General features: G+C 54.5%; 9 protein-coding genes. 3 read left to right on the forward strand and 6 right to left on the reverse strand.

Annotated elements, in window-relative coordinates; all coding sequences use genetic code 11:
• Positions 1 to 49 precede the first annotated feature (49 nt).
• Complete coding sequence (locus ACFPOF_RS29775; protein WP_378139156.1) at positions 50 to 1,285, forward strand: NAD(P)/FAD-dependent oxidoreductase; 1,236 nt, start codon at positions 50 to 52, stop codon at positions 1,283 to 1,285.
• A gap of 85 nt (positions 1,286 to 1,370) precedes the next feature.
• Here the strand turns inward: ACFPOF_RS29775 and ACFPOF_RS29780 are convergent, their stop codons facing one another.
• On the reverse strand, positions 1,371 to 1,826 hold the full coding sequence (locus ACFPOF_RS29780; protein WP_378139158.1) for a hypothetical protein: 456 nt from the start codon (positions 1,824 to 1,826) through the stop codon (positions 1,371 to 1,373).
• Positions 1,827 to 2,270: 444 nt separating this feature from the next.
• Between ACFPOF_RS29780 and ACFPOF_RS29785 the strand changes: the two genes are divergently transcribed.
• Both ACFPOF_RS29785 and ACFPOF_RS29790 read left to right on the forward strand, forming a co-directional pair.
• Positions 2,271 to 3,452 carry a glycosyltransferase family 4 protein gene (locus tag ACFPOF_RS29785; RefSeq protein ID WP_378139160.1) on the forward strand — a complete coding sequence of 394 codons (1,182 nt, stop codon included), beginning with the start codon at positions 2,271 to 2,273 and terminating at the stop codon, positions 3,450 to 3,452.
• A complete protein-coding gene (locus tag ACFPOF_RS29790) occupies positions 3,442 to 4,710 on the forward strand; it encodes a hypothetical protein (RefSeq protein ID WP_378139162.1) in 1,269 nt (422 codons plus the stop codon). The genes ACFPOF_RS29785 and ACFPOF_RS29790 overlap by 11 nt, the downstream gene beginning before the upstream one ends.
• 646 nt (positions 4,711 to 5,356) lie before the next feature.
• On the opposite strand, the gene ACFPOF_RS29795 is transcribed toward ACFPOF_RS29790, so the two are convergent.
• The 5 genes from ACFPOF_RS29795 to ACFPOF_RS29815 form a co-directional block, all read right to left on the reverse strand.
• Positions 5,357 to 5,617, reverse strand: a complete 261-nt coding sequence (locus ACFPOF_RS29795; protein WP_378139163.1) for a hypothetical protein — start codon at positions 5,615 to 5,617, stop codon at positions 5,357 to 5,359.
• A 159-nt stretch (positions 5,618 to 5,776) separates the two neighbouring features.
• Positions 5,777 to 7,030, reverse strand: coding sequence for an RluA family pseudouridine synthase (locus ACFPOF_RS29800; protein WP_378139165.1), 1,254 nt, complete (start codon positions 7,028 to 7,030; stop codon positions 5,777 to 5,779).
• Positions 7,031 to 7,516: 486 nt separating this feature from the next.
• Positions 7,517 to 10,564, reverse strand: a complete 3,048-nt coding sequence (locus ACFPOF_RS29805) for a HEAT repeat domain-containing protein (protein ID WP_378139167.1) — start codon at positions 10,562 to 10,564, stop codon at positions 7,517 to 7,519.
• 58 nt (positions 10,565 to 10,622) lie between these two features.
• Complete coding sequence (locus tag ACFPOF_RS29810; protein WP_378139169.1) at positions 10,623 to 11,120, reverse strand: GNAT family N-acetyltransferase; 498 nt, start codon at positions 11,118 to 11,120, stop codon at positions 10,623 to 10,625.
• Positions 11,121 to 11,152: 32 nt separating this feature from the next.
• Positions 11,153 to 13,900: a HAMP domain-containing protein gene (locus tag ACFPOF_RS29815; RefSeq protein WP_378139171.1), complete on the reverse strand. Its 2,748-nt coding sequence runs from the start codon at positions 13,898 to 13,900 to the stop codon at positions 11,153 to 11,155.
• Positions 13,901 to 14,075 lie beyond the last annotated feature (175 nt).

The raw sequence follows: 14,075 nt of genomic DNA on the forward strand, positions 1-14,075 counted from the left end.
TAGTCCCTGACATGCTAACAAAAGCAACATGCGAGGGGGTTAATCGCGCATGAATTTGCATTATGGATCGCTCTACTGGCCAAGCACGTTCCCGGATCATTCGACTTACCCGGCCTTGAACACAAACAAACGAACGCGTGTCGCAATCATCGGCGGCGGAATGTCCGGCGTTACTTGCGGTTATATGCTGGCGAGAAGCGGCATCGATGCCGTCTTGCTCGAGCAGCGTCAAGTCGCGTCGGGCAGCACATCTGCCAACACAGGACTGCTGCAGTATTCGAACGACAAAATGATGACGGAACTCGCCCTTTCGCTCGGAGAAGACAAAGCCGCGGCGTTCTATCGCGCCTGCGAGAATGCGGTAGAGAAACTGATCCGGATCGCGGAAAATCTCCGGCGGGACGTCTGGTTCAACCGGAGAAGCAGCCTGTATTTTGCCTCTTCCGCTTCGGACGTGCCCGCGTTGGCCTTAGAATTTGACGCTCTGCGCAAGCGGGGGTTCGCCGCCGATTGGTGGGATGGAAAGCTTATCGCCGAGCGGTTCCCGTTCCGCAAGGAAGCGGCAATCGTGACTCGCGGCGACGCGGAAATCAATCCTTTTCGCTTCGTGCACGCGATGGCGGAAGATGCGGTCAGCGTCGGGCTAGACATTTACGAGCAAACGGCCATGATATCTGTTGAACGAACCGACTCCGGAAAAAGTTACATCGTGCGGACGACGGAAGGTGATGTTCATGCCGACTATGTCGTGTACGCCGTCGGTTATTCGCCGGAAAATGCCGGAGGCAAATGGATTCAAGCGTCAATCAATCGCTCTTACGCCATCGCTACCGCCCCCCTCGACAGCCTTAGTGGCTGGCATGAACGTTTTATGTTGTGGGAAACCGCCAGGCCCTATCTGTATGCAAGAACGACACCGGATAATCGGATCATCGCTGGCGGATTGGATGAGAACGTCCGTTATCCCGTTCTGACAGAGCGCGACCTGCACGCCCGCTCGATGCGCTTATTGGCTGAAGTGAATAAATTGTTCCCGGAGTTTCAACCCAAATTAAGCTATGAGTGGTGTGCTTCTTTCGGTGAATCTGCAGACGGTTTACCTTGGATTGGAGAAGATCCCGACCGATCGGGGCAGTTTTACTTGCTCGGTTACGGCGGCAACGGTTCGATCTACAGTCTGATCGGGGCCGAAATCATCCGCGACCGCCTGCTTGGCGAGCCGAATGAAATCGCTGATATCGTTCGGCCCGACCGACCGATCGGAAACCAATTACCCGCTCATTAAGCAACCGAACCGTATGCGTCCTCATCGTTCGAAAGAGGCAAAGCCGCTTTCGCGTGAAAGCGGCTCTCACAACTACATTTTTCCGTTAAGTCGATTCCCCGTCCTCGCCAACATACGACGCATCTTCCCTGAGCAAGACGTATTGTCCGGATTGCACGGCTCGCGCGCATAGTGCTGCCTCGTCTTCCGGTACTCCAATCTCGACCAGCACTTCCGCACTGCCGGAGCCATCACTGAGCAGCATGCTAGGAAGTACGGCCCCAGTCGGCCCCGCTCCGATTGCCGACAGGCCTACCGGGTAGCCGACACCGAGTGGCACTGATGCGGCAAAAGGCGTATTCACGTCGTCATCGTCGCGGACTTCCTGGATTCGGTACAGTTCTTCCATGCGAACATGTCCGTTCGCCGAAAGCAGCGGAGCGCCTTCCCTATTGTTAACGACGACGCGGAGATCGTCCTCTGCCGCGCCGGCTTCCCGAAGCGAATGAATAGCCTCCAGTACCTGCTCTTCGTTGTCGTAAATGCCAACGATTACAGCCATTGTTCATCACCTCCGCCCAAATGGGCTTTTCCGTAATATGGACTTGCAGGTTATCTTCAATGGTATACCCCGAATGACGCGCTTTGAATCGAAACCGGACGTACCTTGGTGAATAGGGATTCTAACGGATAAACCTTCGTTACCGATGCTCTCCTTCGCTTGCGCGAACAGGGGAGTTTTTCTTTTTGCCACGGAAAAAGGGATGAAAAACGGCTGACGCGCGTAGAGTAGTTAATCGGCTCTGCAGGAGACACATCCACGATAGACGCCGAAAAAAGAAGAAGCTCCGTCAAATCGGATCAATGCCGGCATATATATTATCGAGCGGCGGGCACTCGACTTCGTCCCTGCAGGTAGACCCATGTATTTTCGGCGCGGGCATGCAAGTTGGTCCGCATATTTGCACGAAGCGGTATGCAATCGAGTATGGGAGGTGCAACGTCGGTGAATAACCGTTCTACACAAATCGCGTACGTCAGCACGTACGTACCTAAGAAATGCGGGCTTGCGACTTATACGCACCATCTGCGGGAAGCAATCTCGTATGCCACAAGCGCTCGACAGCCCGATCTCGTCGTTCCTTTATGCAATCCGGAAGAAGTCGGGGATTATAAGGAACCATGGATGCTTCCGTTGCTGAAGCAGCACGAGGGAGATTATCATGCGATTGCAGAAGCGATTAACCAAAGCTCGACAGACATCGTCTCTTTGCAGCATGAATTCGGCATTTTCGGCGGGGAAGCCGGGGAATATGTCATCGATTTCCTCAGACGTCTTCGCAAACCGGTCGTCACAACGTTCCACACCGTATTCGAGAATCCTCGCCCACCCTACCGCGACGTTCAGAAAGAAATCACGCTGCTTAGCGACCATATGATCGTCATGAATCGCAAAGGCATGGATTACTTACACGACAATTTCGGCACGCCTTACGGCAAAATGTCGTTCATCCCCCATGGCACGCCTATTCCAAGTCGCTCCGACAGAATGAAAACGAGACGTGCGGCGGGGTGGGAACATCGCAACGTGCTGTTTACGTTCGGACTGCTCGGTCGGGGCAAAGGGATCGAACTCGTGCTGCGGGCCATGGCGTCGGCCGTTCAAGCCGTGCCCGATATGCTCTACGTCATTGCCGGCCAGACTCATCCCGAAGTACGAAAGCATGAGGGTGAAGCATACCGCGAGGAACTGAAGGCGCTCGTCCGCGAGCTAGGGCTTGAGCACCATGTTTCATGGATCGACCGTTACGTGCCGGAGGAGGAACTTGTCTCGCTCATATCCGCATGCGATCTATATGTCACGCCGTATCCCGGCATGGGGCAAATTACGAGCGGCACGCTTGCTTATGCCGCCGGGCTCGGCAGGCCATTCTTGTCCACGCCTTACGAATATGCACGGGATCTCGTGCAAGGACGGGAAGATATGCTTCTTCCTTACGGCGACCATGAAGCCTGGAGCGCGAAACTGATCGAACTGTTTACGTTTCCCGGCATGCTCGGCGAATGGCAGCGTACGATCTCCGAAATCGGCAAGAGCATGCATTGGCCGCACGTGGGGGCGCAGCACCTGCGGCTGTTTCAACTTATTATTAGCGGCAAAAGGGACATCGTCGCCGGTGTCGTCTAACGGCAGTCCGTTTCGGCATTCCCCTTCCCCGTCGGCACTGCCTTCCATCTCACATTTGCGCCGCCTGACGGACGATACGGGAATACTGGAACATGCGCTTGGACGCATTCCGCGACGACGCGAAGGTTATACGACTGACGACAACGCCAGAGCATTGTGGACGGCAACGGAATGGCTGTCCATTGGCCCGGGACCGGAATGCGATAGCGGACAGTCCGAGACCCGGGAAGAGCTTCATCGCCTCGCGGACATCTACTTGGCTTTTATGTTATGGGCGCAAGACGAGAACGGCTGGTTCAAAAACAACTTCGCCTATGACCGGTCGTGGGAACGCGAACAAGTATCCCACGATTGCCAAGGGCGTTCGTTTTGGGCGTGCGCCGACGCATGGATTCGATTGCACAGCCCGCAGCGCGACACGGCAAGAGCGATCGTCGAGAGAACTTTGCCTACGCTCGGCAAAATAGATTCGCTGCGAGGCCAGGCTTTCGCTATGGCGGCCTGCGCGCATTTGCTGGATGCTTCCGTAAATGGCATTATCGCGCTTCCGGAAGATGTTGCGAAGGAATTGAGGCATCATGTGTCAAGACTGGAGCAAGTGCTGAATCGCGCGTTCCGCGACTTTTACGACGACGATTGGCGCTGGTTCGAGCCGGCGTTGACTTACAGCAATGGCGTTCTCCCTTGGGCAATGCTGCGAACTTATCGTTACACGCGAAACGCGGAAACTTTAAAAACAGGTCTGGAGAGCCTTTCGTTTCTATTGCGGGTAATGAGGACAGAGGAAGGCTGGTTCCGCCCCGTCGGCAATGAAGGCTGGCGCACTTCCGACAGCGATACCGCAAGCCGCTGGGATCAGCAGCCGCTAGAGCTCTTTAAGCTCGCGTTGGCGTTGGAGGAGGCCGCTGCTGCACTCTCGTTCAACGAGCGGGATCACAGCGCCCGGCTTGTCGGCAGCGGATCGTACGCGAGCGGAAACGATCATATGAGCAGAGTGGCAGTAGGACGTATCGGTCTCGAGGGCAATGCCGAAGGTAGCGACGTCAGAAGCAATTCGGCGTATTATCGCGCTTTGCGGAATCTATGCAAAGATTGGTTTTACGGATATAACGATTTACGAGTCAAAGTCGTTGATCCGAAAGACGGCAGCTGCTGCGACGGACTGACGAAGTTCGGCCCGAACATCAACTGCGGCGCGGAGGCGGCAATCTCATACTTAATGACTGAAGCCATTTGTCAACGATCTAGTAGCTCGTGACCGAGGCGTTGCCGACGAGCTCATACCTCATGACAGAGGCATTTTGCCGGCGAGCTCGGACATGTCACAAAGAATCCCAATCCGGGCGACATCGTCCGGATTGGCAATCTGTCATTAACCCATCTATGTGCCAGTTGCTCGAATTTTTCGAGCATCTCCCTGCACGGAGCTTCTCCCACAGGCCAGTTGCTCGATTTTTTCGAGCTTCTTCCTGCGTGGAGCCTCTCCCTCAGGCTAGTTGCTCGATTTTTTCGAACATCTCCCTGCAAGATGCCGCTCCCTCAGGTTAGTTGCTCGATTTTTTCGAACAACTCCCTGCACAAAGCCTCTCCCTCAGGCCAGTTGCTCGATTTTTTCGGCCATTTCCCTTCACGATGCCTCTTCCTCAGGTCAGTTGCTCGATTTTTTCAAGCAACTCTGGCCAATTGCATGCTCTCTCAACGAAACAACCTAACCGCTTTCTCCGTTACGGACAACCAACCCATGACACCTGCTTTTTCCGCCACCGATTAAACAAACAAGCTGCTTCTCTTCCAAAGATCCAACACTTTTCTAGCCGTTTCTTTTTGCAAGCCAAGCAACGAGCTTACGTCCGACAAAAAAATTCGACTGATCTCAACACTCCGAATCTCAACACTTCCCGTTCTTATACAGGCAACTCAAGGAGCCCCATGCCTTCCAGGTTCGCGTTCACCCCGATTAAAGCCCGGAAATCCTTGCGGCGTTCTTCGGGTTGCTGCTCGAGCTCGTCCAGGCCATACGGAAAGTACGAATAGCCGAGAACGGGGTACAACACTTCAAGCAGTTTTTTTGTTCCGGTCAAGTTCCGCTCCAGCATCTCCCGACGTTGACCGCCTGCCTCCTTCGTTTGTTTGTTTAACAAATTTGCGAAAACCTCTTCAAACATTCCATTCTTCTCCTGTCAAATAAAAGACGCCGCCTACTCCAATTAACGGAGTCGACGGCGTGCTCTTCACGCGCATAAAGTAGCATTTGAACGTTCACCAATAGAATAACAAGTCGGGTACTTCTCGAAAAGAAAAATATCCGTTAGATCGTTCGCAATTTACGAACCGTTTCGCAGCTTGTTCAGAGCTTGGGCCAAGTCATCGGGCAATGGTGCGGTCACTTGCTGTTTCTCTCCTGACCACGGATGACGCCAGATCAGGCGTTCCCCATGCAGTGCTTGTCTCGATATGACGTTCCGCTTCCCTCCGTACAAACCGTCTCCGGCCAGCGGATGGTTGATTGACGCCATGTGGACACGGATTTGATGCGTCCGTCCCGTTTCAAGCCGCAGGCGTACAAGCGTATGATCGTCGAAACGTTCCACCACTTCGTAATGGGTCACCGCCCGATCTCCAGTATCGCTGATTCTGCGCCGAGTAGAGTGATGCCGGTCTTGTCCGATCGGCTTGTCGATCGTGCCTTTATTGCCTTCGACGCGTCCTTCCCCGAGCGCGACGTAGATACGTTCGACTTCTTTTTCCCGCATCGCCTTGTCGTATTGATAATGCGCAAACTCGTTTTTAGCGTATAACACCGGCCCCGTCGTGTCCTTATCGATGCGGTGGACGTGCCGAACGCGCAAATCTTGCCCGGACATTTCGTAATAAGCGGCGACCGCATGAGCGAGTGTCTTGCGCTGTCCTTTCTCGCTCGGATGCACTTCGATACCTGCCGGTTTATTGACAACGAGCGTAAACTCGTCTTCGTACAGAATATTTAGTTCCATCCAGTCGGAAGGGAAATCCCGACCTTCGCGCGGGAACAAATGCAGTCGCAAATGCGGACCTTGAAGCACGCATCCTCGGGTTTGCATCAGCCGAGACAGTTGCTTCGGCGGCAGCGGCAATTGTTTGGCGATCGCCGCCATCGGCGCGCCAGCCAGATGATCGGGAAGCCGGATTTCCATCCATTCCCCTTTAATGCGCCCCATGCCCAATAGAGAGTTTGGTGGGGTTCCTTTGCCAGACGCCGGATGACCGCTGCCGCCTGCGCGAGTCCCGGAAACGCCGCCACCTCTTGGAAGTCGCGTTCCTGCCTGTCCCCCTCTGCCGGATCCGGCTGAAGCGCCGGCATTTACTCCCCGGGACTGTCCCGCGTATCCATGCGCGCTGCTCTTTCGGTTCGCCTGTTGCCGGGATACGTCCGATCTTTCCTGGAACGATTTGCGTTCGCCTTTGCCGCTCTTTTCACTATAACTTCCACGCGCCCCGGCTGCTCCTCCGCCGTTCCTTCCTCGATCCCGACGCCCGTTCCTCTCGCCGCCTGTCTGCCCCGATCCGCCTTGTCTCCTGTTTCGTCCTGCTCCTGCCATGCCGATATGCCTCCGATTCTGCGCGTTCAACGATATTCCGATGAAGTAGAAAAGAAAACCTTACGGCCTGCTGCCATAAGGTTGAATATTTACCGAGTGCCTGAGTTTACGATAGTAAGAGGATAACATAGCCCTGCTTTCTCTTTCAACGCGAGGCGCGAAGAAGTTCTATTGCTGGACGGACGCTAAAGGATATTGGTCCTTCTTCTGCAACGATGAAAAACATCGTTACAATGACGGGACGGGCTGGTCGAGGCCTTGGTACGATGTTTTTCATCGTTATTGACTCCTAACAGCCTCAATTCGGTCCCTTTCTCCCCGCTAACGATGAAAAACATCGTTACAGTGACGGGACGGGCTGGTCGAGGCCTTGGTACGATGTTTTTCATCGTTATTGACACGCCGCAGTCTCAATACCACATCAAGAACGCGAGGCCTGCTGCCCCCGTGCCTCCTCGCCTGCTCCGCTGTCCCAACCCCGACCAGCTACGAATCAAACTTCATCATCATCTCTTCGAGGAGACGTATGCGCGCCAGAGATGCGCGCAGCAGACCGATGCCGATCTCCGGGTATAGACGAACGAGCCGAGTGACGTCTTCGCATTGCAATGCCAGCGCTCGTACGTCGCCGAAAAACGCCTGCGCCGTCACGGACGAGGGCGACTCGTCGAGCGCCGAAGTCGCACCGCATACTTCGCCCGGACCCAGCACGCCAAGCGTCGCTTCCCACCCGGCCGCGGATACGCTCGTCAATTCCACATTCCCTTCGATGACGACAAACAACGCCGGATTCGATTCTCCCCGCTTTAGCAAGTAACTGCCGTCCGGGAACGCTTCTTCTGTCGCCGCACCCGCGATCAAGCCAAGCTCTTCGAGCGACAGGTCGGCGAAGAACGGCACTTTTTTCAAGAAAACAACTTTGTTAAGCCTGCCTAACATTCCGTGTTCTTCGATCATCGCCGTTCTCCTTTCGCCATTCGCAAGCTCAGCCGCCATCTCGCCCCACCAGTCATCCTGCGAAGAAGCGGCTGCTTCGACGGAAGCCCGCGCCGACTCCCACGTCAACCCGAACGTCCGGCCAGCCTCCGCTTGAAGTGCGGCTGCAAGTTTGTGAGACAGCTTGCGTTCGCCAACGCCTTCCGCCAGCACCTCCAAGCCGCCGCTTCTTGTCTCTTCGTCTTCGTCCGCGACCGTCTTGCGGATCGCCCCGACGACTTGTTCGTCGGTCAGCCGTTCAAGCATCGGCCATACGCCGGCGTACACCGTCGATTGAACATCCTTCTGCCTAAGCTCCGCGAGATCGGCGAGATCGGGGCGCCTCAGCAAGCGGAACGCCTCCGGCAGCTTCGCCGTCTCCTCGAGCTCGGCCAGCTTCGCGGCGCCTTGCTCGGCCAGCCAGCCACGAACTTCTTCGTCCGGCAACAAGTGAGCAAGTGCTTGAGCGATCGCGCTCCAGCTTTTGGGCGGAGCGACCGGCATCGTCTCTTTCAGCAAGCTGATGATGCCCTCTCCCATGTCTCTCAACGCCTGCGCTGTCACGCTGTGCAGTTCTTGATCGGCGGCAGGCAGACGCGAGAGCAGCACCGGCGCGACCGAAAGCTGCTTTAGAGCACCCAAGCTGACCGTCGCAGCGACGCGAACGGCCGGCCGCGAATCTTCCAGCAGCGCCTCGACCTGTTTCGCGAATCTGTCCAGACCTAGCTCCGCTACGACCCGACAGATATGGACGGCTTGCTCCCCGCCTTCCGTCAATATGCGCTCGATCACCTCATAACAAGCTTCGTAGCTTTGAGCGCTTTCCAGCAAGTACATCGCCTTCACCGCTTCCGCGACAACCATAGGAGAGCGATCAAGCAGTTTCATACGCAAAAAGAAAAACGCTTGAGATGGCATATGTTTCATCTGAGCAAGCTTGTGAACAACTTCCTTGCGCACGTCCGGTTCCGGATCTTCAAGCAACGCCGCGAGCTTCGCCATTGCTTCCAAATCCGCACCAGACAAGTTCATAGCTCGTAATGCGGCGATTTTCACCCTGACGCTGTCATCATCGAGCAAACGCAACAACAAAGGCAAATATTTCGCATCTTTACTGTTTCCGAGAATCGTAGCCCCGATTTCTCGGGCTTCTTCGCTGCCGCTTTTGAGAAGTGCCTGAACGGCCCCCATCGTACGAGCGTTGCGATAAAATTCCCGATAAGACTCCGCAAGCTCTCTGTCTCCGGAAAGTCCTAACAGCTGAACGCTTTGGACGAGCTCTTTCATATACGATTGCCTGACGAACCAGGACAGTACCAACAATAAGACAGCGCCAGCCGTTCCGATCGCTGCAAGATCAGGGAACCCCCACCCGAAGCCGGTATGCAGAAATTGCAGACCGGCACCGAGCACGATCCCCATGAATGATGCGATGCCTTGGGCAACGTATCTGAACCCGTCCCGCTGGGCCAGCGGCAACGTTTTATAGAAGAGTTGGTATGACGGCTCCGCCGAATAATAAATAAAAAGATAAGTGAGCATATACCCGCCAGACACCGCGGCCAGTGCCACAGGCGAATCAAGCAGCATCCACGACAGCGCGAACGAAAGCACATATACAGCCGATATGCCTGTCAACATGCCGCTTGCGCCTAGCCAAGCCATCAATTTGCCGGAAACAAGCTGCAAGAGAAACGCGAACGTGAACAGCAGCGTCGTCACAACCCCGAACATACGGCCGAATTCGGCCTCGTTCGGATAAGCCCCATGCGCAGTGTTCAAGAACACGTATTCCATCAGAAAGTAAAGCGCAGGCATCACCGTCATCATGCCGAGGACACCAAGCAGGAACGGCGACTTTAACGTCCGGCGGAAATACGCCATCGAGGAGAGCGGCTCCACTTGTCCGGCCGCGTCTCCCGTCCACTTGAGGGCAAGCGGTACGAGGTATACGGCGATCGCTTTGCGGTAGTTAACGGATGCTACGAGCAGGAACAAAGGTCCGATCACATACACAATATCAGGCCCGAACATAGGGCTGATGAGTTGCGTCAACAAACCGGCGACGACGCCCCCGAGCGTCGCTGCGGCGACGAAAGTCGGCATTAGCCTTTTGGCTTGCTGTGTCGGGCATAAGTCAACCGCGAGACTCCATAACAGAATCGTCTGCTGCCTTACGACGAAGCTCGATGATAGAAATAAAATCGGATAATAGAAACGAAAATCGACGTCGGCGACCCGCATTCCGATCAGAATAGCCGCATTCACCAGCACGATAGCCGTCATGATCGCGTACATCGCACGCATGAGGCCGGGTTTCGTCAGACGTCCTGCAAGCCATGCCATAAACCAAGCTTCAATCGGAAGAATGATTGCTTCCCCGATATAGATGTAAGGCAAATAAGCGCTGCCGAATCGTTGATTAAACAAAGTCATGAATCCGTTGTAATTCAGCGCCTCGGCAATGCCGCATAAAAGGAAAACCGGCGCCATCAGCCAAAGCTTGCGCCGGTCCTCCGATTTGATTCCGAGCCTGCGCATCCATTGTTGTAGGTCCATGGATTCTCTCTTTCTTGGAAAGGAAGTTCAAAAAGTTCGCTTTTGATCACGATGGTTTTCAGGAAATTTTGCGCCAGTAGATTAAGCGGTCTTCTCCGTCGAAGTAAAAGTCGGGAATTTGTCCGACCAGTTCAAACTGATTCCGCTCGAACAGCCTGCGAATGGTCTGATATTCCGGCAAGCTGCAGGTGTAAGTGATCAAGTATCTCGCGGATGCACCGCGCAGAAAGTCGATTAGCGTCTCGAGGAAGTACGCGGCAATGCCGCATCTCCTGTAATCGCGATGAACGACGATGTAATCCCAGCTGTAACCGCCCGTTCCCTGATCGTTCTCCGCGACGCAGCTCGCGCCGATAATATCGCCGGTTTCGTTGGTCGCGTACCAGAGGGCGACTTCGCCCACCAGCGCTCGATATGGCAAGCTTCGCAGCTGTTCCTCTTCACCCGGCGTAAAGCGCGTATCGTCGAACGACTGGCCGGAGAAGAAAAACGCGACCACTTCGCGAGCCCGCACGGCCGTATCCAGTCTGTGAATGGAAAAAGTGCCGATCTTCATCCCGTTTTCTTCCTCCCCTGTCGATCGAGGCACTATACCGCGAGCGTACCGTTCCAACCTGTTGAAGTTCCTTTTTGGTAATACTCATCGCATAAGTAGAAATAAAGCTTGGCCGCCTTATCCAGCCGATTCTGCTTGATGACTTCAACGAAAGTCTCTCTGGCGTCGAAGAAGCGACCTTCCTGGCATAACTGCAGCCCGCGTTGGAACAACGCTTTCGTACGTTCCTTCGCTTGACGCAAGTGCTCGGAATCGCCGTCGTAGACGTCGATCAGCTCGATCGAGACGTCCTGGCCTTCCGGTGTAATTCGTCCCAACGAACGATGGCGGAACCTCTCGGGGTCTCTCATTTGTTCGAAAAAATCTTTCGTTACGAGCACCGATGCGCCGAGTTCCTCCGACATTCTCTCCAGCATCGACGTCAAGTGCACATCGTCCGAAATAACGTTGCCTTCCCAGCGGCGTTCTTCGCCGATAATCCCCATCATCAGCGGCCCGCGATGAATCGCGATCCCTACGTCGACCGGCACGTACCCTGCACGGCGACGGCCTGCGTTATATTCATTCAATTCTTGGCGAATGGCGATCGCGGCGCGAAGCGCCTCTTCGGCATACCCCGGGAACAACGCCATGAAGCCGGCTCCCAAATATTTGCTAATAAGTCCGTCTTCCTTGCGTACGAGCGGACCGAACCTTTTCAGGAACGAGTTCATGAAATTAAAGTTTTCCATCGGCGTCAAAGACTGCGACAGCTTGCGGAATTCCCTCAAGTTCACGACCATAACCGACATGTTCTTCTGTACCTGGTCGCCGAGCCGGATGTCCAGAATCCCTTTCTTGCCTAACGAGTTGAAAATTTGCTGCGGAACGAATCGATAGGAAGCTTCGGAAAATTGCGTAATGTCCGCGATGTATTGGCGAATGTAACGAGCCATCCGATTGAACTGCTCGCCAAGATCGCCGACTTCGTCGCGGCTTTTGACGCGTACTTCCACGTCCCAATTGCCGTCCGCCATCTCCATAACGCTGCGGCGAAGCTTGCGCACCGTCGACAGCATAAAGAACGTACCGATGATAATGACGACAAGCAATATCGCCGTAATGATCGCGATGTCTTTCAGAACGGTGACGTATATTTTGTGATTCGCTTGATAGAGTACGCTCAAGTCGCGGCCCGTCTCGTAAATGCCGACGACCTCGTGCTTGCTGTTGTACACCGGGCCGATCGCGTACATCCATTTGCCGTTCGCATCTTCCCATTGGCCCGTTTGTATGAGTCCTTGCTTATGTACCTTTTCATTTTCCTCGTTCATTTCAAACGGTTTAAACATGTTTACGCCATCGTCGTCATCCATCAAAACATACAGTTGGCCATCTTCATACTTGTACAACGTGCTGTATAAACCTTGCCGATCCGCCGCCTGCTCTCCTTCGAACAGGAAATTCATTTTCGAGTGAATCGCTTGATAATCTTCGTTTCCGTAATCTTCCGGAGAATGCAGCTTCTCGAGCCGATCTCCATCGATTAGCTGCTGACCGTTGCGCGCCAGAATCGTCAGCTCCCGCTGCATCTCGTTTTCCATTCGTGCGGAGAAACTGTCGTAAAAGAAATTCGCGAGCAACACCATACATACGACCGTAACGGGGACAGTCACGATCAGTTGCTTGAAAAATAAAGAAAACTTCCGGTTCAATATGTGAACGTGAACGAGTCTGACCGCCGCGAGCAGCAGTAACGCCCCGGCCGCGAAAACTCCCCATAGGAGCCATTTTCGGAAAACGTCCGATCCACTGAATGTCACCTCGGATACGATCTTGGTCAATTGATTCTGCTGATCGTAGAAAAGAAGCCGATCGTTCAGAACGACGACGAAGCCCCCGTTCGCTGACGGAATCACGTCCATCATTTCCAGGCTTTCGGCGTCCGGCACCGACTTCAGAAGCGATTCTTCGTTCAGAAGAACGTTAAGCCCGTACGCCCCGGGCTTAAACGTCGTAACCGCGTTTAACAGCCTGTCGATGAATAGCAGCTTACCATTCGGAGCGACCGACAGCCTCTCGGGGAAGTTTTTCCGCGTCCGCTCCATGCTGTCCCGCGGATACACGATCTCGCTTGCGCCTTCCGCCGTCACGCGGAAAATCGCGCCCCGCTTCGTCGCGTAATAGATTTCGCCGGGAACCGTTCCCGTCGCTTCGGACAAGAAACGGTTGGGCGGAAGTTGAAAGACTTGCGCTTCTTTCGGTTGACCGCCGTTCAGCGGCAGTTCCATCAACGTTAACTTCTCGGGTACGGCTATGAAGAAGAACAGCGAATCGCCCTTTACCTGCAAACCTTTTATTTGGCCGATTCTTTTGCTTTTTCCGTCGCCTTTCCAATCGTACAGCACCTCGGGAGACTTACCCTTCCCATCGTAACGAATAATTTGCTCGTTCTGGACGATCAAGCCGTAGGCATCGAGCGTCGTATCCAGAACAATCACTCTTCCAGAGCCGTCGACGACCGCTTCCGTGAAGTCCTTCCGGGATGAATCCCCGGTGCCGTCGTGCGCGATCGTTTCCTCGATTCCGCCGGTTTCCGACAGCTTCAAGACGTTCTGCTTCGTGTTCCCGATGACGACGAGCGAAGACGCTTCCGCTTCCGTCGCGGACGACAAGTTCTGCAGCGCAACCCGGCTTTCCCAAGGCCCCGTCCCGAATCCTCCAGAAGATTGGAGCCGCATCGCGGACAACCCCGTTATGACGAGAGCAGCCAGCAGTAACGTGAGCGAAATCTTTTTCATCGGATTCAACCGTCTCTTTCCTATTAAATAGCTTCGGCAGAAGCGTTGCCCGTGCGTTCGTCTGTTATTTCCATCCTACTATACTTGGCGACAATTTACACCCTCTATCCTATATAAAATGACAATTTTCGGGTTATGTTGTAGTATGGAAAATAAGAGATTCGGATCGTGGAAC

The sequence above is a fragment of the Cohnella soli genome (assembly GCF_042655525.1).
In the GTDB taxonomy this organism is placed as follows: Bacteria; Bacillota; Bacilli; order Paenibacillales; family Paenibacillaceae; genus Cohnella; species Cohnella soli.